The sequence below is a fragment of the Clostridium tertium genome, assembly GCF_017873245.1.
In the GTDB taxonomy this organism is placed as follows: Bacteria; Bacillota; Clostridia; order Clostridiales; family Clostridiaceae; genus Clostridium; species Clostridium tertium.
Genome location: NZ_JAGGJY010000009.1, coordinates 114,902 through 134,721, shown reverse-complemented (window position 1 = coordinate 134,721; position 19,820 = coordinate 114,902). Strand labels below are relative to the sequence as shown.

At 30.1% G+C, this 19,820-nt stretch carries 17 protein-coding genes and 1 riboswitch; of the genes, 12 read left to right on the top strand and 5 right to left on the bottom strand.

What is annotated here, in order from left to right; translation table 11 throughout:
* Nucleotides 1-44 precede the first annotated feature (44 nt).
* From J2Z25_RS11405 to guaA, 3 genes are all read left to right on the top strand, one after another.
* Nucleotides 45-383 (top strand): hypothetical protein, encoded by a 339-nt coding sequence (locus J2Z25_RS11405; protein WP_209740586.1) that lies wholly within the window; start codon nt 45-47, stop codon nt 381-383.
* 90 nt (nt 384-473) lie between these two features.
* Nucleotides 474-571: riboswitch (purine riboswitch) on the top strand.
* Nucleotides 572-725: 154 nt separating this feature from the next.
* A complete protein-coding gene (guaB, locus tag J2Z25_RS11400; RefSeq protein WP_008680931.1) occupies nt 726-2,174 on the top strand; it encodes an IMP dehydrogenase in 1,449 nt (482 codons plus the stop codon).
* Between the two features lie 286 nt (nt 2,175-2,460).
* Nucleotides 2,461-4,002 carry a glutamine-hydrolyzing GMP synthase gene (guaA, locus tag J2Z25_RS11395; protein ID WP_209740585.1) on the top strand — a complete coding sequence of 514 codons (1,542 nt, stop codon included), beginning with the start codon at nt 2,461-2,463 and terminating at the stop codon, nt 4,000-4,002.
* A 93-nt stretch (nt 4,003-4,095) separates the two neighbouring features.
* Here the strand turns inward: guaA and J2Z25_RS11390 are convergent, their stop codons facing one another.
* Complete coding sequence (locus J2Z25_RS11390; protein ID WP_209740582.1) at nt 4,096-4,824, bottom strand: MurR/RpiR family transcriptional regulator; 729 nt, start codon at nt 4,822-4,824, stop codon at nt 4,096-4,098.
* Nucleotides 4,825-5,252: 428 nt separating this feature from the next.
* Between J2Z25_RS11390 and J2Z25_RS11385 the strand changes: the two genes are divergently transcribed.
* The 3 genes from J2Z25_RS11385 to J2Z25_RS11375 all read left to right on the top strand — a co-directional run bounded on the left by J2Z25_RS11385 (nt 5,253) and on the right by J2Z25_RS11375 (nt 9,063).
* Nucleotides 5,253-6,038, top strand: coding sequence for a carbohydrate deacetylase (locus tag J2Z25_RS11385; RefSeq protein ID WP_209740580.1), 786 nt, complete (start codon nt 5,253-5,255; stop codon nt 6,036-6,038).
* A 67-nt stretch (nt 6,039-6,105) separates the two neighbouring features.
* Nucleotides 6,106-7,683, top strand: coding sequence for a PTS transporter subunit EIIC (locus tag J2Z25_RS11380; protein WP_209740578.1), 1,578 nt, complete (start codon nt 6,106-6,108; stop codon nt 7,681-7,683).
* A 54-nt stretch (nt 7,684-7,737) separates the two neighbouring features.
* Nucleotides 7,738-9,063 (top strand): family 4 glycosyl hydrolase, encoded by a 1,326-nt coding sequence (locus tag J2Z25_RS11375; RefSeq protein ID WP_209740576.1) that lies wholly within the window; start codon nt 7,738-7,740, stop codon nt 9,061-9,063.
* A gap of 362 nt (nt 9,064-9,425) precedes the next feature.
* On the opposite strand, the gene J2Z25_RS18990 is transcribed toward J2Z25_RS11375, so the two are convergent.
* Nucleotides 9,426-9,731: a GyrI-like domain-containing protein gene (locus J2Z25_RS18990; RefSeq protein ID WP_425340183.1), complete on the bottom strand. Its 306-nt coding sequence runs from the start codon at nt 9,729-9,731 to the stop codon at nt 9,426-9,428.
* 394 nt (nt 9,732-10,125) lie between these two features.
* Nucleotides 10,126-10,791, bottom strand: coding sequence for a hypothetical protein (locus J2Z25_RS11370; protein ID WP_209740575.1), 666 nt, complete (start codon nt 10,789-10,791; stop codon nt 10,126-10,128).
* A 487-nt stretch (nt 10,792-11,278) separates the two neighbouring features.
* On the opposite strand from J2Z25_RS11370, the gene gltS reads away from it, so the two are divergent.
* Nucleotides 11,279-12,475 (top strand): sodium/glutamate symporter, encoded by a 1,197-nt coding sequence (gene gltS / locus J2Z25_RS11365; protein ID WP_209740573.1) that lies wholly within the window; start codon nt 11,279-11,281, stop codon nt 12,473-12,475.
* 109 nt (nt 12,476-12,584) lie between these two features.
* Here the strand turns inward: gltS and J2Z25_RS11360 are convergent, their stop codons facing one another.
* A complete protein-coding gene (locus J2Z25_RS11360; protein ID WP_195959398.1) occupies nt 12,585-13,007 on the bottom strand; it encodes a GNAT family N-acetyltransferase in 423 nt (140 codons plus the stop codon).
* 221 nt (nt 13,008-13,228) lie between these two features.
* Nucleotides 13,229-13,408: a hypothetical protein gene (locus J2Z25_RS11355; protein ID WP_209740572.1), complete on the bottom strand. Its 180-nt coding sequence runs from the start codon at nt 13,406-13,408 to the stop codon at nt 13,229-13,231.
* A gap of 187 nt (nt 13,409-13,595) precedes the next feature.
* Here J2Z25_RS11355 and J2Z25_RS11350 point away from each other — a divergent pair, with 187 nt between their 5' ends.
* The 5 genes from J2Z25_RS11350 (at nt 13,596) to J2Z25_RS11330 (ending at nt 19,709) form a co-directional block, all read left to right on the top strand.
* Nucleotides 13,596-14,414: a peptidoglycan recognition protein family protein gene (locus J2Z25_RS11350; RefSeq protein WP_209740571.1), complete on the top strand. Its 819-nt coding sequence runs from the start codon at nt 13,596-13,598 to the stop codon at nt 14,412-14,414.
* Nucleotides 14,415-14,933: 519 nt separating this feature from the next.
* Nucleotides 14,934-16,286, top strand: coding sequence for a glucose-6-phosphate isomerase (locus J2Z25_RS11345; RefSeq protein ID WP_209740569.1), 1,353 nt, complete (start codon nt 14,934-14,936; stop codon nt 16,284-16,286).
* On the top strand, nt 16,286-16,744 hold the full coding sequence (locus tag J2Z25_RS11340) for a YaiI/YqxD family protein (protein ID WP_209740568.1): 459 nt from the start codon (nt 16,286-16,288) through the stop codon (nt 16,742-16,744). The genes J2Z25_RS11345 and J2Z25_RS11340 overlap by 1 nt, the downstream gene beginning before the upstream one ends.
* Before the next feature lie 112 nt (nt 16,745-16,856).
* Nucleotides 16,857-18,905, top strand: a complete 2,049-nt coding sequence (locus J2Z25_RS11335; RefSeq protein ID WP_209740566.1) for a triple tyrosine motif-containing protein — start codon at nt 16,857-16,859, stop codon at nt 18,903-18,905.
* Between the two features lie 57 nt (nt 18,906-18,962).
* Nucleotides 18,963-19,709, top strand: coding sequence for a lytic transglycosylase domain-containing protein (locus J2Z25_RS11330; protein ID WP_209740565.1), 747 nt, complete (start codon nt 18,963-18,965; stop codon nt 19,707-19,709).
* Nucleotides 19,710-19,820 lie beyond the last annotated feature (111 nt).

The window sequence follows — 19,820 nt, the reverse complement described above, 5'->3', positions numbered from 1 at the left end:
CTAAATTAATGATCTTCTATTATATTAGGATATAGGAGGTAAGTATGGAATATAATGAAAAATGCTATAAGAGCAAGATAAAAATATTAAAAGCTAATCATGATTTAAAGAAATATATAAAAGAAGCTAGAGAGGCTATAATAAATAAGGAATATTCTAAAGCTGAGTTATATTTAAAAGAAGCTTTAGTAATGGATAGCAGCAATGCCGAGATAGAAAATCTATTTGGAGTTATTGAAGAATTAATTGGGAATAAAAGGGTAGCTCAAAATTATTATAGAGTTGCATTAGTATTCGATTCAACCTATACTCCAGCAGAAAATAATTTAAAAAGACTTTCTTTAGACAATAGTGGGATTTATTCAATAGATTTGGGAGAATGATTGCCATCAATTGATAAATTTTACTTGAAATATAAATTGCAAACTTATTGACAATGAAATGGTGTAGATATATAATATCTATAAATTAAAAGTAGTCAGACATAAATAACTCGTATATCCTCTGAATATGGCAGAGAGTATCTACCGGAAACCTTAAATTTCCGACTATGAGTGATTTTGATATACTATACCTATATTTGTCATATAGTGTTTTAGGCATATTAACTTCACTTAGAAGATTAGTATGTCTTTTTTTATACATAAAAATAGGAATGAAAAGAAATATTTAATTCATAAATTGAAAATAATGAAAGAAAAAAATCATTTTAAGGGGGAAGACTAATGGCAACAATTATTAAAACTGCTTATACTTTTGACGATGTATTATTAGTACCAAATAAATCAGAGGTTTTACCTAATGAGGTTAGCTTAAAGACTAAATTAACAAAAAAAATAACATTAAATATTCCATTAATGAGTGCAAGTATGGATACTGTAACAGAATCTAAGATGGCTATTGCAATTGCAAGAGAAGGTGGAATAGGAATAATTCATAAGAATATGACTATAGAAGATCAAGCTAAAGAAGTTGATAGAGTAAAAAGACAAGAAAATGGAGTAATAACAGATCCTATATTCTTATCTGAAAATCATACAATAAGACAAGCCCAAGAACTTATGGCTCAATATAGAATATCAGGAGTTCCAATAACTAGAGGAACTAAATTAGTTGGAATAATAACTAATAGAGATATAGTTTTTGAAACAAATTATGATAGATTAGTTTCTGAAGTTATGACAAAAAGCCCACTAATAACATCTGGAGAAGGAACTACATTAGAACAAGCCCTTGAAATATTAAAGAAACATAAAATAGAAAAGCTTCCTTTAGTTGATGATGATAACAACTTAAAAGGATTAATAACTATTAAAGATATAGAAAAAGTAAAAGCTTTCCCAAATGCAGCAAAAGATGAAAAAGGTAGATTGTTATGTGGAGCATCAGTAGGAGTAACTAAAGACATGATGGATAGGGTAGATGCTTTAGTTAAAGCTAATGTTGATGTTATTACATTAGATACAGCTCATGGGCATTCAAAAGGAGTTATGGATGGAGTAAGAAAAATAAAAGCTAAATATCCAGAACTTCAAATTATAGCTGGAAATGTAGCAACTGCTGAAGCTACAAGAGATTTAATAGAAGCAGGAGCAGATTGTGTTAAGGTTGGTATAGGACCAGGATCAATATGTACAACAAGAATCGTGGCAGGTGTTGGAGTTCCTCAATTAACAGCAGTTATGGATTGTGCGGAAGAAGGAAGAAAACATGGAGTTCCAGTAATTGCAGATGGAGGATTAAAATACTCAGGAGACATAGTTAAAGCATTAGCGGGTGGAGCATCTGTTGCAATGATGGGATCAATGTTTGCAGGTTGTGAAGAAGCACCAGGGGAAATGGAAATATATCAAGGAAGAAGCTACAAAGTTTATAGAGGAATGGGATCACTTGGAGCAATGGAAAAGGGATCAAGTGATAGATATTTTCAAAATGGAACTAAGAAGTTTGTACCAGAAGGCGTTGAAGGAAGAGTTGCATTTAAAGGTGCTGTAGCAGATACAATTTATCAATTATTAGGTGGAATAAGATCAGGAATGGGATACTTAGGAGCACCTACTTTAGAGGATTTATATGAAAATTCAAAATTTGTAGTTCAAACAGCATCAGGAATAAGAGAAAGCCATCCACATGATGTTAATATTACTAAAGAATCACCAAACTACAGCAAGTAAAAGACGATTGATAATTGACAATGAATAATAGATAATTAAGGAGATAACTCAAGCGAACTGAGTTATAGGGAAAAGTGAAAGAATGAAAATTCATTTAAAATTAAAATTTTAAATATCAGTGAAAGAGTTGATGAAGTAACTCAGACGGACTGAGTTATTGGAAAATGAAATTTAATTATTCAACTATAGTTGAATAATTACCATAATTTTTTCACTCTTTCATTCTTTCACTTTTTAATTTAAACTTATAATTAGTAGATAATAAACAAAAGGTTGGAGGTAACCCATGAATAAAGAATTAATTTTAGTTGTTGACTTCGGTGGACAATATAACCAATTGATAGCTAGAAGAGTTAGAGAATGTGGTGTTTATTGTGAAGTTCACCAACATACTTTAAGCATCGATGAAATAAAAGAAATGAATCCAAAGGGAATAATATTTACAGGTGGACCAAATAGTGTATATGGGGAAGATTCTCCTTTATGTGATAAAGCTTTATTTGAAGTTGGAATACCTATACTTGGAATTTGTTACGGTTCACAATTAATGGCTCATATGCTTGGAGGAAAGGTTGCTACTGCTCCTGTAAGCGAATATGGAAAGACAAAGGTTGATGTTAATGTAGATTCAAAGATATTTGATGGAGTATCAGCATCTACTATTTGTTGGATGAGTCACACAGATTACATAGAAAAAGCTCCAGAAGGATTTAAGACTGTAGCTAATACTCCAGTTTGTCCAGTTGCTGCTATGGAGTGTCCAGAAAAGAAATTATATGCAGTTCAATTCCATCCTGAAGTTATGCATACACAAGAAGGAACAAAGATGATATCAAACTTCTTATATAATGTTTGTGAATGTTCTGGTGATTGGAAAATGGATTCATTTGTAGAGAAAACAATTCAAGAAGTACGTGAAAAAGTTGGAAATGGTAAAGTATTATGTGCATTATCAGGTGGGGTTGATTCATCTGTAGCTGCTGTATTACTTTCAAAAGCTGTAGGAAGTCAATTAACTTGTGTGTTCGTTGATCATGGTTTACTTCGTAAGAATGAAGGAGATGAAGTTGAAGAAGTATTTGGACCTAATGGACAATACGATCTTAACTTTATACGTGTAAATGCTCAGGAAAGATTCTACGAAAAGTTAAAAGGAATAGAAGAGCCAGAGCAAAAGAGAAAGATAATTGGTGAAGAATTCATAAGAGTATTTGAAGAGGAAGCTAAAAAGATAGGTGCAGTAGATTTCTTAGTACAAGGAACTATTTATCCAGATGTAATTGAAAGTGGTCTAGGAAAATCAGCAGTTATAAAATCACATCATAATGTTGGAGGACTTCCAGACTATGTTGATTTTAAAGAAATAATCGAACCATTAAGATTATTATTCAAGGATGAAGTACGTAAAGCTGGTTTAGAGCTTGGAATACCAGAAAAACTAGTTTACAGACAACCATTCCCAGGACCAGGTCTTGGAATACGTATAATTGGTGAAGTAACAGCTGAAAAAGTTAGAATAGTTCAAGATGCAGATGCAATTTACAGAGAAGAAATTGCTAATGCTGGAGTTGATAAAGAACTAGGCCAATACTTTGCAGCACTTACTAATATGCGCTCAGTAGGAGTAATGGGAGATGAAAGAACTTATGATTATGCAGTAGTTCTTCGTGCAGTAACTACAAGTGATTTTATGACAGCAGAATCAGCAGATCTTCCATGGGAAGTACTTGGAAAAGTAACAACTAGAATTGTAAATGAAGTTAAGGGTGTTAACCGTGTAATGTATGATTGCACAGGAAAACCACCTGCAACTATTGAATTTGAATAAACTATAAAATACCGAGAAAGCCATAGATATGAGCTTTCTCGGTTTTATTTTTATTTGCATTTTGAAAATACCAAAAGTACAAATCAAAAAGATTTATGCTTTTGGTGTTTTTGTGTAACGATTAATGAGATATTCCATTAAATTTAAACAGTTACCGAAAAAGTAATTTAAATTCTGATTTTCATGATCTATACTAGTGGATCCACTTTCTACGATAAATGAAAGGTCACTTTTTACGGTGTAGCTACTGTTTTCCGTAGCTGTCAAAGCAATAACTTTACCACCATACTTCTTACATTCCTCCATTTTGAGCAAACCGTTTTTGTTTTCACCTGATTGGGAAAATGTAATTAAGGTGTAAGGGGTTTGATCTGACACCAAACCGATTTCAACACCTTCTAAATCAATAGCATAAATTTTTTTCAAGAGTAATTTACGATAAGTATAATTAACTAGGGTTTGACAAAATCCTTCACCAAATAAGTAGATTTTTTTATTTGAAAAAGCATTATTAAAATAACTATCTATTTGATCCCAGTCTTGATTTACCATCACAAAGGGTAAGGCTTCCAATTGATTTATGGATTTATATGAAAATTCATTTGAAAGGAAAAAAATGAATTCTTTGAAATTATTAAAACCTGCTCTTTTTGATAATCGACTGATTGAAGATTGGGAGGTATAGTTCATTTGTGCAATACTACGAATATCGATGACGGATTTGCTTTTAATTGCTTCGATAATGTTCTCTATTATTTTTTCATCTCCATCGCGAAAGTTGCTATTGGGAAATAAACGATTTAAATGGTAAATTTTAGCCATAATCTCACGCTCCTGTGAAAGTATATTCATAAAATGAAACCGTAACCATGCTGTTGTATAAGCATTGTGTACGCTCTTTCTATATACTATACTACTACTATAAAGAAAGCAAATACAATTGTATGAAAGTAGTTTCTTTAATAAATCTGTTATAAAAAATAGATTAATAAATCTTAGGCTCTCTCGTTCTTTGAAAATTATATAAGTCTCATTATCTTTGTGTATGGGGAATCTACCTGCAAAAATAATCGAACTTGTATAGTTTATTAGAGTGACAACAAGAGCATTTAATATTTGTTTTGTTCATTGTTCTTTTCTCCTTTCATGGGAGAATAATTAGTTCTAGTAAAACTTAGTGTATTTCTTAGAGCTGAGAAGAGCAAGGTTCATATAATTTAACCAATCGTCTTTAATGAAAGAGGGAAGTTATGAAAAAAGTAATTATCAACGCCGATGATTTTGGTTATTCTTCGGCAGTCAATCTAGGAATCATAAAATCTTATAAAGAAGGGGTTCTGACCTCGACAACTTTAATGGCTAACATGCCAGGACGTGATGAAGCTATTATGCTTGCTAAGGAAAATCCAGATCTTGGAGTCGGTGGTCACCTTGTTTTAACTTGTGGAAAACCTTTAACTAAAGGGACGTCACTCATAGATGGAAACGGAGATTTTTATAGTTTAGCTGAATATAAAAAACATCGTAACGAAATGTGTGATGAAGAAATTTTTCAGGAGTGGTCCCATCAAATTGATTATTTAATGGATCACGGATTACAGTTGACACATTTGGATAGTCATCATCATGTGCACTCTTTTCCTGAAAATTTGGAGGTAACGAAAAGAATAGCTGAGAAATATCATTTGTGTTTTAGAAATGTCTTTGGGTTAGAAGAAAATATAGAATTACCTGATCAGAAGGAAATTAAGGGTTTTTTAGATTTAATGAATCATTCAGCCATTCGTGATTTAACAATACCTTTTAAAGAAAATCGAACTAGATGTTTCGAGGAAATTCAAACAGTGCTTGACCAAGTTGCTGATAATGAGATAACGGAGCTGATGGTCCATCCGGCTTATGTAGATGAGATCCTGTATTTCAATTCTTCATTCAATATTCAACGAATGAAGGAAGTATCAATTTTATGTGACTCACAAATGAAGCAACTCTTTGAAGAAAATCAAATTGTGACATGTAGCTATGAAAATGTATAAGTATTTTTTGGGTAACAACTTTTTTAAAGTTGAATAATTAAATTAAAAATAGTAAAGGGGAAAATATATGAAAGAGAAGTTTATTAAATCGGCTAGTGTTTTTTCAAAAGCAATAATTCAGCCAGTAATGTTTATGGCAGTGACTGGGATTATTTTATCAGTTTGTGCAATTTTGAAACTGGAATTTATGCCAAACTTAACTAAAAATATTGGAGATTTTATCTTTAATATTTTATCCGGGGGTATGATTGGTCAGCTAAGTGCCATATTTTGTGTAGGGATTGCTGCAGCATTAGCAAAACCAAAATATAAAACGGATGCCGCAATTTTAGGTATTATTACGTATTTAATCTTTTTATACGCAAATAATTCTTGGTTAACAATTACGAATCGATTAGCTATTGCTGGTGAACAGGGACTTTATGGTACTGGACAAGGAATGGTCTTTGGTATTCAAGTAACTGATATGGGGGTTTTTCTAGGAATTTCCTTAGGTGTGTTCGTAGGTTGGATGGTCAATAAATTCGGCGATATTAAGTTACATAAATATTTGTCACCATATTCTGGTACAAAGTCAGTTTACATTTTGATAGTATTTGCAACAATTCTATTTGCGATAGGGATAACTTATGTTTGGCCAATCGTTAATTCAGTAGTTGAAGCAGTGGTAAAAACAACTACAACTGCAGGATCAGTCGGTTTTTTCTTCTATGGGTTCTTAAATCGTCTGCTTTTACCGGTAGGTCTACACCACTTTTTATGGATGCCAATTTTTTATACTCCTCTTGGTGGTACCGCAGAAATTGCTGGACAAGCATATAACGGTGCGTTCAATATCTGGTTGGCCGAGCTAGGAAATGCAAGTCAAATTACAACTATGCATCCATCTATAGGTTATCTATCAAACTTTGGTTCAATTTCTTTACCAATCGGTATTGCCTTTGCGCTTTGGAAAACGGCACGTCCGGAAAATAGGAAGAAGGTTGCTACGATTTTAATTCCAACTGTAACTACAGCTTTCTTGGCTGGTGTTACTGAACCACTAGAATTTTTATTCTTGTTCTTATCACCAGTTTTATGGTTAGCGCATTCTGTAGTATATGGATTGAGTTTGTTCATTACAAACCTAGTAGGGATTAATATTCAGTTTGATACAGGAATAAATATGATTATCAATAGTTTTGCATTTCCAACACGTTTGGGTCATCAATATTTAATTCCAGTAATCTTTATTGCAACTGCTGTTTTAGAGTATTTTGTGTTTAAAAAATTGATTGTGAAATTAAATATTCCAACATTAGGCCGTGAAAGGGCTGAGGTGGTAATTGAACCAGTCGTTGATTCTATTGGAGTTGATTCGATTGAAGCTAAATCTGATTTAGAATTTGAACCACAAATTCAAAATATCGTTGCTGGTTTAGGTGGTGCGGACAATATTGAAAACATCATTAATTGCTACACAAGATTACGTGTTGATGTCAAAGATGAAAATAAAGTTAACATTAAAATATTAAAAGAAAAGGTCAAAGCTTCCGGAATTGTTGATAAAGGTAAACACATCCAAATCGTCATTGGCATGGGTGTCGAGCAAGAACGTGAAAAAATTGAAGCATATATAGAGTATCTAAAAAAAGTACATGCATAAAGTAACATGCATAAAGTAAGAAATAGTTTTTGAAAAATTGGAGGAAGATAGAAAATGGGTAATAAATTTGTAATGGTTGGTGGCGGTTCTACTCAGTCACCTGGTATTTTAGAAGTTTTAAGAAAGCGTGCGACAGAATTGAACTTAAGTGATTTAGTTCTATATGATATTGATGAAGAAAGAGTTTCTTTGCTTGGACAATATACGAAAATGTATTATAAAGAATTAGGATCTAAAGTAAACGTTACGTACACAACAAATATTGATGAAGCTTTAAAAGGTGCTGATTTCTTATTTATGCAAATTCGTCCAGGTTTGAATAAACAAAGAGCTATTGATGAAAAAATATGTTTAAACAATGGTGTTGTTGGTCAAGAAACTTGTGGTTTAGGTGGATTCTCCTTTGCCATGAGGGTAATCCCAGCTGTTTTAGAAATCGTTAAAAAGGTTAAAGAAATTTGTCCTAAGGCTTGGATTTTAAACTATACAAATCCAGAGGCTATTTTATCAGAAGCAATTTATCGTGAGTTTCCAGATGCGAATGTTTTATGTATTTGTGATATGCCGATTTCAATTGAAGGAGCGATTGCAAAGTACTTTAATAAAGAGCATCGCGATTTAACATTTAAATATTTTGGACTTAATCATTTTGGTTGGTGGAGCAATGTCTATGATGAAAATGGTTTTGATTTGTTGCCACAATTACGTGAAGATGTTCTTTCTGGTAAAATCGATACGCTTTTGATGTCAAATGATGAAACTGTTGGAGATAAGTATTGGGTGGATACTTATAAACAAATGATCAGTCTATTTAAACGCTTCCCAGAGTATTTCCCTAATTGTTACTTGCAGTATTATTTGACTCCAGATGAAATGGTGGCACATGATGACGTTTCCTTTACTCGTGGAGATTATGTAATGCAAGGTAGGGAAAAACGTATTTATGATGAATGTCGTCGAGTGATTGCAGCAGGGGCAGCTAAAGATTCTTCACTACATGCAGGTGTTCACGGTAATTATATAGTTGATATTGCTTATGCGATTATTCATAATACTAGGGAAAGATTTATAGTTAATAAAAAGAATCACGGCGCAATTTCCAATTTCGATCCAGAAGCAGTTGTTGAGACTCCAGCCTATGTTGGTTCAATGGGAGCTGAAACAATCAATATTGGTGAAATACCAACTTTCCAAAAAGGTTTGATGGAAATGCAAAAAGCCTATGAAAAAATGACTGTTGATGCAGCATTGTCTGGATCTTACCAAGCAGCTTTAGAAGCTGTAATGCTTAATAAAACTATACCTAATTATACTGTTGGTAAAAAGGTATTAGATGAATTATACGCAGCTAATAAAGGTTTATGGCCAGAATTAAAGTAAGCTATTAATAACGAATAAAATAGAAGTCAAAAATAGGGATAGGTTCTTTGGGAACTTAAATCCCTGTTTTTTACGTTTATATTATTCGCTGTATTTATTGAGTTATTATTTTATGTAGAGCCCTAATAAATTCTAGTACTAATGAGCAGAAAGGTGTTTCTTTATTGATCTCAATTATAATTCAAATTGTATATTAAGTTTTAATTCATAAATAAGATTACAAAAAACATGTATTCAAAGTACTACACTTACAAAATACATGTTTTTTGATTTTATAAATGTAATTCTAACATATATATTAAAAGAGAAAAATACTGAGGATATTTTATGGTATAAAACGATTTAATGAAAGTTACAGAGAACTATATTTTCTCAAACATAATTGATATTTGTGTAATGTAATTGTCAGGGTTAGCTTCAGAGACTTCATCTATTAAACTTTCTTCGTATGAATAATCATGTAATTTTAAATTATGTATTTTTGCATATTCTGCAAATAAGTGGTATGAATGGTATGTTTCAATATAAGATCCTTTATGATAAATAACTAAATAATTTCCAGCTTGTTTAACATCTATATAAATTTCATCTTGATAACTAGAATTTAAATTATTAACAACAGTATAGTAGCAACTATAATAAGTTGATTGAGTATGTGTGTCATAAATGTTTTTCCACGGTACAATACCCCCTAATTCTCTTCCACAAATCTCGTTATTATGAGGTTATTAAAGCTTTTAAAGCTAAAAAGTTGGGTGAAGAAATAAAAATTGATGATTTTAAGGATTTACTTGTCTTAGAGAAAGATAAAAATAACTTAGATTTTAAAGAGTACATAAAAATTTAGTTCTTTTTTACCTTCTTTTTATTAAAGTTATGTAAGGTATTTATATAAAATATTTTTTAGTTTGTGCTTACAAGGATTTGAAAATAAATATATTTTTTTTAATTAGAAGTTTATATTTAATTATATGAAGTATTATAAAAAGGAGTAACTAAATAAAAGTTACTCCTAAATCTTTAAATTAATTGGTATAGATATTATTTCAATTAGTAATTATATTATTTGTATTTTTTAGAGTTTTCATATTCAGATCTACACCAGTAAAAATGCTTTTCATATGAATAATTATCGCAATAGTCATCTTTATCATTCTTTTTACAACACTTGTCATCAGGCCTTCTCCAGTTTTTATTTCCTTCTTCACGCTTCTTGCAGCATTTATCATAATCATCGTCATCATGCTTCTTGCATTTTTTGTCATCGTCACGTTTCTTGCAGTATCTATCAAGGTAATCTTCGTAATATTTTTTACAGCGCTTATCATTGTCATCATCATGCTTCTTACAGCATTTGTCATAATCATCGTCATCATATTTCTTACATTTTTTATCATCATCTTTTTTGTCATCGTCACGTTTCTTGCAGTATCTATCAAGGTAATCTTCGTAATATTTCTTGCAGCGCTTATCATTATCCTCATCATGCTTTTTGCAACATTTATCTTCATAATCATGTTTCTTGCAACATCTATCATAATCGTCGTCATCGTGCTTCTTGCACTTTTTATCCTCATCATGCTTTTTGCCGCATATATCATAATGGTCCTCATCATGCTTTTTGCAATGTTTCTTATAATAATCGTTACCGTACTTATCGTTATCCTTATAATCTTCATCATCATAAGAATCATCATAATAATTATTATTTGAATAATCACGTGTCATATCAGATTCATCTCCATTTATCATTAGTATATTTGAACATTATATCTCTATAATGCACATAGTCTATAATATGTTGATAATCCTTCCATTGTTACAAAATATAATAGTAGTGTATTAAAAATATATTGCTATTATAAAAATTTATAAAATGCAAAATATCGTATTGTTAATAAAAGGCAGATATTAAAAAATTATAAATCAAAAAAATATTATTTAGATTTTACTGATGGAAATGTTTAAAGCTTTAACATTAGGTCGGCGAGATTTTAAAAAGTTAGATAAGTCTTAGTTTATTTTTAGAAAAGCTATCTTAGATAATTAAATAAGTTAGTTATAAAGTAAATGTTAACAATTAAATTTGGAAAGTATAATAAGTTGACAAAAGAAATATTTTATAGTAATTTTACATTTTAAAAGCACATTTTAATAAAAAATAAAATAGTTCACATATTATAAAATATAAACTAAAGAGGAGAGAAGTGAATACATGGAATTTAAACTAGATATTTTTCAAACAATGGCTTTAGCAACAGCTGTATTTTACTTTGGAGTATATTTAAGAAAAAAGATAAAAGTATTAGAAAAGTATTGCATACCATCTGCTGTAGTTGGTGGAATGACTTTTGCATTAGTAATATTAATATTAAAGGTAACACAAATAGCAACAATAATATTAGATGTTACACTTCAAAATGTTTTTATGACTGCATTTTTTACTAGCATAGGATATACAGCCAGTGTTAAAGTGTTAAAAAATGGTGGAGTAAAAGTAGCAATTTTCTTAGTTTTATCAATATTATTGGTGGTTTTTCAAGATTTAATAGGAGTAGGATTAGCGAAAGTATTCAATTTAAATCCATTACTAGGATTAGCAACAGCATCTATTCCGTTAATAGGAGGACATGGTACATCGGGATCTTTTGGACCACTATTAGAGGAATTGGGGGTTAAGGGAGCTACTACGGTTTCTTTTGCATCAGCAACTTTTGGATTAATAATGGGAAGTATTTTAGGCGGATTTCTTGCAAAGTCATTAATAGAAAGAAATAATATTAAGACTCCAAAAGAGTATCATGATAAGGACATTCCTTTAAGTGATTTTCATCATGATGAATCTGCTGTTCTAAGTTATAATAGGATTATGAAGGCAGCTTCGTGGATCTTTATTGCTATGGGAATTGGGTCTATTATAACTAATTATATACAAAGTTTAGGGCTAACTTTTCCATCATATATAGGAGCAATGATTTCAGCTGCTATTATTAAAAATATAAGTGATTTTAAGGGATTTGAAATTGAAGATAAAGAAATAGAAACTATAGGAGGAATTAGTCTTTCTTTCTATCTTTCATTAGCATTGATGGGATTAAAATTATGGGAATTATTTGACTTAGCACTTCCTATGATTATTATGCTTGTTTCACAAACAATTCTTATGGGGGTTTTTGCATTTATAATTGTATTTAGAATTATGGGAAAAAATTATGAAGCAGCAGTTTTTTCATCAGCGATATGTGGATTTGGTATGGGATCAACAGCAAATGCAATAGCTAACATGGATGCACTTACAAATAAGTATGGCTTTAGCCCGACACCTTATTTGGTAGTTCCAATTGTAGGGGGACTATTTATTGATTTTATAAATTCTGCCGTAATCACATTATTTATAAATATATTTGGTTAAGAAACAAATTAAGTATATAAAAATAATAGACATCTCATTAACTTAAAATTGTGAGATGTCTATTTTTTTAATATTATAGAAAATTGTTTATAAGTACTTTAAATGTAGATTATTTTATAAATCCTCTATCTTTCATTCTTGTCATATCTGAAAACAATCCCATGCCTGTTTTTAGCTTTCCAAAACCTATTTTCTCATAAAATTGCTCTTTTCCCGGAGCAGCATATAAAATAAAATTGCACTCAGGAAGTTTTTCTTTAATACCATTTAAAATTAATCTTCCTATCCCTTTACCTTGATATTCAGGATCTATTGCTACATCATAAATTGCCGCTTGTCTGACACCATCAGAAATGGCTCGTCCAAATCCGATTAGTTTATCATCATCAAAAACAAATATAACTGTATGACTGTTTTCAAAAGATATTCTATGAATTTCGCTATCACAATAAGACATTCCAACAGTTTTTAATATTTCTATTACATCATTCCAATTAACATTCGAACAATTATATTGAACTTGTACACTCATAAATATCCCCTCTTTTAATAAAATTACAAAATTAATTTATATTATAGCATAAAACAAATGCACATTTAAGAAACATAAAGGCGCAGTCTCAGAAATCTATTTAATATAAAATTTATTCAATTTCAAGTAAGTTTATTGCCTTAAAAAAGTTAATCTCTTATTTTTATAAAAGGGCTCACGTAACTCGAGCCCCTTTGAAAGATGTAATATAGTAGTAAGCCTTATAAGTCATCTACATTTTGTTCTTCACCATATCTTACTGTGCCTTCAGCGCTAAAGTTATCATTAGGGTCTTTTTCAATAAAATACCCATCATTAGGTTCTTTAGAAGGTTTTGCATGACTTGTGCAAGATTTAGTTTGAACCTTTGTTAGTTCTTTAATATTTTTCATCTTTCCCATAAAATCACAACCTTTAATAATAGAGTATAAAGCATTATTTAGTATCTCCATTTAGTTAAATAATATTTATAAAATAATTTAAAGAAATTTTTAAAAATCTTTAAAAATTTTTTGAAAGTGCATATGTAATAGATGTAGGAAGCTAGCTTCAAAATAAAAAATTAAATTAAAGAGGAGAGGATTTAAAATGGCTTTAGTACAAAGACTTATATCATCAGACAAATACAATATAAAGTGCCCATATTCTATGACACCAAAGGGGATATGCATTCATAACACTGCAAATGATGCAAGTGCATCAAATGAAATATCTTATATGCAATCAAATACTAATAGCGTATCTTTCCATATTGGAATAGATGACGTGGAAGCTATTCAAGGAATACCATTTAATCGTAATGCTTGGCATGCAGGAGATGGATCAACAGGAGATGGAAACAGAAATTATATATCTGTTGAAATTTGTTATTCAAAATCAGGTGGTACTAGATTTATAAATGCTGAAAAAAGAGCAGCAAAAGAAGTTGCAGCACTATTGAAGCAATATGGATGGGGTATAGCTCAAATTAGAAAGCATCAAGACTTTAGTGGGAAATATTGTCCTCATAGAACTTTAGATATGGGATGGCAAAGATTCTTAAATATGATTCAAGCTGAAATTGATAATTTGAATCCACCAACAAATGAATTATATAGAGTTAGAAAGACATGGGAAGATGCTGCTTCACAAATAGGAGCATTTAGTAATTTACAAAATGCGAAAGATTGTGCAGATGCAAATCCAGGTTATAGTGTATTCAATAGTAATGGAGTTAAAGTATATCCAGTTTCAACTATAGTAGTGGGATCTAAAGTAAGAGTAACAGGAACTAACTATGCAACAGGAGAATCAATTCCAGATTGGGTTAAACAAGGAACTTATACAGTTAGTCAAATAACAGATAATAAAGCATTATTAAAAGAAATATCAAGCTGGGTGTATTTGAAGGATTTAGCTCTAGCCTAGGAGAAATGAAATAGTGAAGGAATGCAAAAGTGAAAGAGTTTATGTGAAATTCCTTCGGAATTTTTAAAATTGGGAAGTTAAAAGTAAAAGAGTGAATAGTTTAAACGAAATAATGAAAAGTTAAAGTATACAAAAGCTTAGGTAAAGCTCCTCAGGAGCTGAGATGAAAGAGTAGATGAATTTGATTTAAATTTATCTACTCTTTTAAATTTATTTCTATTAAAATATGCGGTTAATTATAATGGATATTTAGTTTGAAATTATTTATGTATAGTATTGAAATAATAACAGAAAATAATGTATGCTATGAACTTTGCTACTTTGCTTAAGTAAGTACATTAATTATTTAGCATATTACTATTTTTAATTATGCAGATTATTAAATGAAGCATATATTTTTTATGTAAAGTAACAAAATAAGTTACACAGCAAAAAAATTAAGGAATATAATTTAAAATATGATATAATTAATATTGATTAAATCAGCAAAAATTCCCAGAAAGATTCGGAGGTATGGAGATGAATAAAGGTTTAAGATTAGATTTATCTAAGGTAGAACCATATGCAAGTTTACAAGAATTAGATCATATGGAAGTAATGGTAAAGGGAGCTCATGAAACTCTTCATAATAAAACAGGAGCAGGAAATGATTTTTTAGGGTGGTTAGATTTACCTGTTAACTATGATAAAGAAGAATTCTCAAGAATAAAAAATGCTGCTGAAAGAATTAAAAAGAATTCTGAAGCTTTAATAGTTATAGGGATTGGTGGTTCATACCTAGGACCTAGAGCAGCTATAGAAATGTTAAACAGCAACTTCTATAATGTATTAGGTAATGATAAGAGAAATACACCAAAGGTATTCTTTGTTGGTAACAATATAAGTTCAACATATTTAGCTGATCTTTTAGATGCTATAGAAGGCATAGATATAAGTGTAAATGTTATTTCAAAATCAGGTACTACAACAGAGCCTGCAATAGCATTTAGAGTATTTAAAGATTATATGGAAAAGAAATATGGAATAGATGGAGCTAAGGAAAGAATTTTCGCAACTACTGATAAGAGCAGAGGAGCATTAAAATCATTAGCTGATGAAATGGGATATGAAACATTTGTTATTCCAGATGATGTTGGAGGAAGATTCTCAGTTTTAACTGCAGTTGGTTTATTACCAATAGCTGTTGCTGGAATTAGTATAGATGAAATGATGCAAGGAGCTGCTGATGCAAGAGAAGCATATGCTACTCCAGATCTTAAAAATAATGATTGCTACAAATATGCTGCAATGAGAAATGCATTATATAACAAAGGTAAGGATGTAGAAATATTAGTTAACTACGAGCCAGGTTTACACTATTTCAATGAATGGTGGAAACAATTATTTGGCGAATCAGAAGGAAAAGACCAAAAAGGAATATTCCCTGCAGCAGTTGACTTCTCAACAGATTTACATTCAATGGGACAATTCATTCAAGAAGGTAAGAGAATAATGTTTGAAACTGTTCTAAATGTAGAAAAAGCTAAAAGAGAAATTAAAATAGAAAAGGCAGAAGGAGATCTAGATGGATTAAACTTCTTAGCTGGAAAAACTATAGATTTTGTTAATAAGCAAGCATTTAACGGAACTTTATTAGCACACAATGATGGTGGAGTTCCTAACATGGTAGTAAATATTCCAGAACTTAGCCCATATTACTTTGGATATATGGTTTACTTCTTTGAAAAGGCTTGTGCAATAAGTGGATATATCTTAGGAGTTAATCCATTTGACCAACCAGGAGTTGAAGCTTACAAGAAGAATATGTTTGCTTTACTTGGAAAGCCTGGATATGAAGAATTAAAGGCTGAATTAGAAGCTAAATTAAAATAATGAGAATTATAGTAGATGGAGATGCCTGTCCGGGTATCTCCATTATTCAAAGGATAGCGAAAAAATATGGGTTAGAATTAATAGTGTTTTGTGATATCCATCATTACATAACTTTAGATTATGGTGAAGTTAAAGTTGTGGATAGTGGATTTCAAAGTGTGGATATGTATGTCGTAAATATATGTAAGTCAAATGATGTAGTAATTAGTCAAGATTATGGAGTTGCAGCAATTTGTTTAGGGAAAAAAGCTCATATATTAAATCCAAAGGGATATCTATATACAGAAGAAAACATAGATAGAATGCTAGAGGAGAGACATATTTCTCAAAAAATTAGAAGAGCTGGTGGAAGGACATCGAATCCTAAAAAGAGAACTTCAGAAGATGATTTAAGATTAGAAAAGAATTTAATTAGAACAATAGAATGTAATTTAAAAGGGGAAACTGTAGAAATTTAAAATACAGTTTGTCCTTATTTTTTTTTATTGGTGACAAAATTCGTTTTATATTTTGTTATGTAAACTGTATAATAATAATAGGGAAAATTGAGAAAAATAGGGTGTGAAAAATATGAGCGAATTATTAATAACTTTTGATAAGGAAAGTCCATCAGTTATAGATGAAAAAATAAATATAAAAGTGATCTCAGAAGAGGATAACTCAGTTGAATATAAGTTTTTAGAAGGGGCTCCTGGTGAAAGGAATTTAACTTGGAAGCCAATTCAAGATTTTTCGGATAAAAAGGAATGTGAGTGGAGACCTAGAAAATCTGGAGATTATATGATAATGGTTCAATACAAAGAGAAAGATTCTAATGAATTAAAAAATACAAAGATAAATTACCAAATAAAAGGTATAGAAGAAAAGGAAATTTTAGAATCTAATAAGAAGAATAATAAGTTAATAAAAGATGTAATAATTGATAAAACATCATTGATTATAGGGGAAAAAATAAATTTAGAAGTGCTTTCATCAGAAGAAGAGATATTGTTATATAGGTTTTGGATAAAAGGAAAGCAAGGTTGGGAGCCTCTAAAAGATTACAGTACAGAAAATAAGTTAACCTATACTACAACTAAATCAGGTGGTGGAGAATTACTTATTGAATGTAAAAGACCATCTTCTAAAGAGAATGTAGATGATTTTACTACTGTAATATTCAAGGTTAAAGAACAACCTCTTATAGAAGTTAATGCTTTTGAATGTTTAACAGAAAATTTATTAATAAATGAAGAATTAATCTTTAAGGTTGGAGTAAATTGTGATAAAAGTAGGACAATCCTATATAAATTTTTAAGAGTAGATACTAATGGAAGAATAACATGTATTCAAGATTATTCTACTAAGAATATAGTATCATTTTATGAAAAACAAAAAGGTGATTTCAAGCTTTTATGTTATGTAAGGGATATTTTTTCAAATAAGCAATATGATGATAGAGCATGTATGATGTATACTATAAAGCCTTATGATGAAATAAAAATAAGGAATTTTTCATCTGATTTAAATTCTCCTCAAGTGGCTGGAACTAATATAACGTTTAAGTCATCTGTAATAGGTGGAAAAGAAATTTTATATAGATATATAGTTGAAGGCCCAGTAGCAGAGGATACAGGATATATAAGATCTAGAAGTTTTAATTGGGAAGCTAAATTAGATGGAGAATATAAAATAATCCTTAAGGCTAAAGATATATCTTTTGATGGAGAATATGAGGATATAAAGGAATTAAACTTCAAAATAGATAAAAAAGGTGAAAAGCCAGTAAATATTCTAGATATTTTTTCTAGTAAAACTAGGGGATGCATAAAATGTGAACCAATTAATATAAAAGTTAAAGCAGAAGGTGGAACATCGCTTAAATATTCATTTATAGTTTATAAGGATGGAAAAGAAAAAGAGAGAAGTAATTATGGAATAACTAACTGGGTTAATTTCACTCCAGAAGAAAGTGGAGAATATCAAGTTGAAGTTAGAGTTCTAGATAAATATTCATCTAAGGAATATGATGTACATGATTTTGTTTATTTTAAGGTTAAAGATTATCAAGAAGCTGAAATAGATTATGTTTTACTTTCACAAAAAGAAATTTATTTAGTTGGAGATTTGATAGAACTAGAAACTATAGTTCAAAATACTAAGAATATATTATTAAGATATGTAACTAAAATTAATGGACATGAAGTTGAGGATACTGGATTTATTGAAAGTAAAAGGCTTAGAGTTAAACCTAAATGTTCAGGAAAATATACATTTGAGATTTATGCAAAAAATACTTTATGCAATGAAGATTATGATATTAAAAAGGAAGTATCACTTTATGTTCATGAAGCTACCCCAGTTAGTAATACAAAAGTTAAAATTAAAAATAAGAATATAGTTGTTAATAATGAAGTAACTTTTGAAGTAACTAGTGAAGGTGGAAAAGAAGTCTGCTATGAATTTTATATAATGGAAAAAGGAAATTGGGTAAGGGTGCAATCTTATAGTAGAAAAAATTATTATACATTCGTACCATTTTCTACTGGAAGCTATAGGATATTAGTTCTTAGTAAAAGTTATTATAAGAAGGTTAACTATGAAGATTATATAAGCTTAGAATTTGAAGTTGAGCCTTAAGGAAATACATTTTTATTCGATATTAATATCAAAAGTGTAATTTTGGAGGGCAAAACAGTGAATATTCCTAAGGTAGAAGATTTTATGGGAAGTATGGTTAGTAAGGAAGTATTAAAAAAGGCAATAGGAGATGGGCCTGAATTTGAGATAGTATATGAAGCACTATTAAAAAATAATGAAGAAAACTATTCAAATAATAGTGAAGAAGATTCTAATACTTACGTGACTACTGGAGTTGGACAAAAGCTCGAACAAATACCACTTAGAATGAGAAAAGAGCCTATACAAACAGGTGAATTAATACTAGATGATACAGTAAAAATAAGTACAACCACTAACATAAATTCTAATGAATCAACTATATTAGAATCCAATGAAGATTCTTCAGTTGATGTGGAAAAGATTTATTCTACTGTTGATAAATATTCACAAAAATATGGTGTAGATAGAAACTTAATACTTTCTATAATTAAACAAGAGTCTAATTTTAATCCCAATGCAATATCATCTGCAGGCGCAAAAGGACTAATGCAATTAATGGATTTTAATTCAGATGCTTATGGAGTGACTAATCCATTTGATGTTGATCAAAATATAGAAGCAGGAGTTAAGCATATTAAAGATTATTTAAATATGTTTGATGGAAATTTAGAAATGGCACTTATGGCATACAACGGAGGTCCAGGAACAATGGAAAGAAGAGGTGTAAAGTCATCTAGTGATTTATACAAGATGCCACAAGAAACTCAAAACTATGTTCCTAAGATATTAGAAAACTATAGAGCATATAGCAATAATAGTTAAGAATGAAAGAGTTAAGAGTGAATAGCTGTGGAAAAAATTCAGACGAGCTGAATTTAAATGAAAGAATTAGAAAATGAAGAAATGAAAAATTGTTGGAAAAATTCAGACAAG

What these genes read in the sequence shown, in the direction of transcription:
- J2Z25_RS11405 (WP_209740586.1), top strand. Translation starts at nt 45, where the DNA reads ATGGAATATAATGAAAAATGCTATAAGAGCAAGATAAAAATATTAAAA.
- guaB (WP_008680931.1), top strand. Translation starts at nt 726, where the DNA reads ATGGCAACAATTATTAAAACTGCTTATACTTTTGACGATGTATTATTA.
- guaA (WP_209740585.1), top strand. Translation starts at nt 2,461, where the DNA reads ATGAATAAAGAATTAATTTTAGTTGTTGACTTCGGTGGACAATATAAC.
- J2Z25_RS11390 (WP_209740582.1), bottom strand. Translation starts at nt 4,824, where the DNA reads ATGGCTAAAATTTACCATTTAAATCGTTTATTTCCCAATAGCAACTTT.
- J2Z25_RS11385 (WP_209740580.1), top strand. Translation starts at nt 5,253, where the DNA reads ATGAAAAAAGTAATTATCAACGCCGATGATTTTGGTTATTCTTCGGCA.
- J2Z25_RS11380 (WP_209740578.1), top strand. Translation starts at nt 6,106, where the DNA reads ATGAAAGAGAAGTTTATTAAATCGGCTAGTGTTTTTTCAAAAGCAATA.
- J2Z25_RS11375 (WP_209740576.1), top strand. Translation starts at nt 7,738, where the DNA reads ATGGGTAATAAATTTGTAATGGTTGGTGGCGGTTCTACTCAGTCACCT.
- J2Z25_RS11370 (WP_209740575.1), bottom strand. Translation starts at nt 10,791, where the DNA reads ATGACACGTGATTATTCAAATAATAATTATTATGATGATTCTTATGAT.
- gltS (WP_209740573.1), top strand. Translation starts at nt 11,279, where the DNA reads ATGGAATTTAAACTAGATATTTTTCAAACAATGGCTTTAGCAACAGCT.
- J2Z25_RS11360 (WP_195959398.1), bottom strand. Translation starts at nt 13,007, where the DNA reads ATGAGTGTACAAGTTCAATATAATTGTTCGAATGTTAATTGGAATGAT.
- J2Z25_RS11355 (WP_209740572.1), bottom strand. Translation starts at nt 13,408, where the DNA reads ATGGGAAAGATGAAAAATATTAAAGAACTAACAAAGGTTCAAACTAAA.
- J2Z25_RS11350 (WP_209740571.1), top strand. Translation starts at nt 13,596, where the DNA reads ATGGCTTTAGTACAAAGACTTATATCATCAGACAAATACAATATAAAG.
- J2Z25_RS11345 (WP_209740569.1), top strand. Translation starts at nt 14,934, where the DNA reads ATGAATAAAGGTTTAAGATTAGATTTATCTAAGGTAGAACCATATGCA.
- J2Z25_RS11340 (WP_209740568.1), top strand. Translation starts at nt 16,286, where the DNA reads ATGAGAATTATAGTAGATGGAGATGCCTGTCCGGGTATCTCCATTATT.
- J2Z25_RS11335 (WP_209740566.1), top strand. Translation starts at nt 16,857, where the DNA reads ATGAGCGAATTATTAATAACTTTTGATAAGGAAAGTCCATCAGTTATA.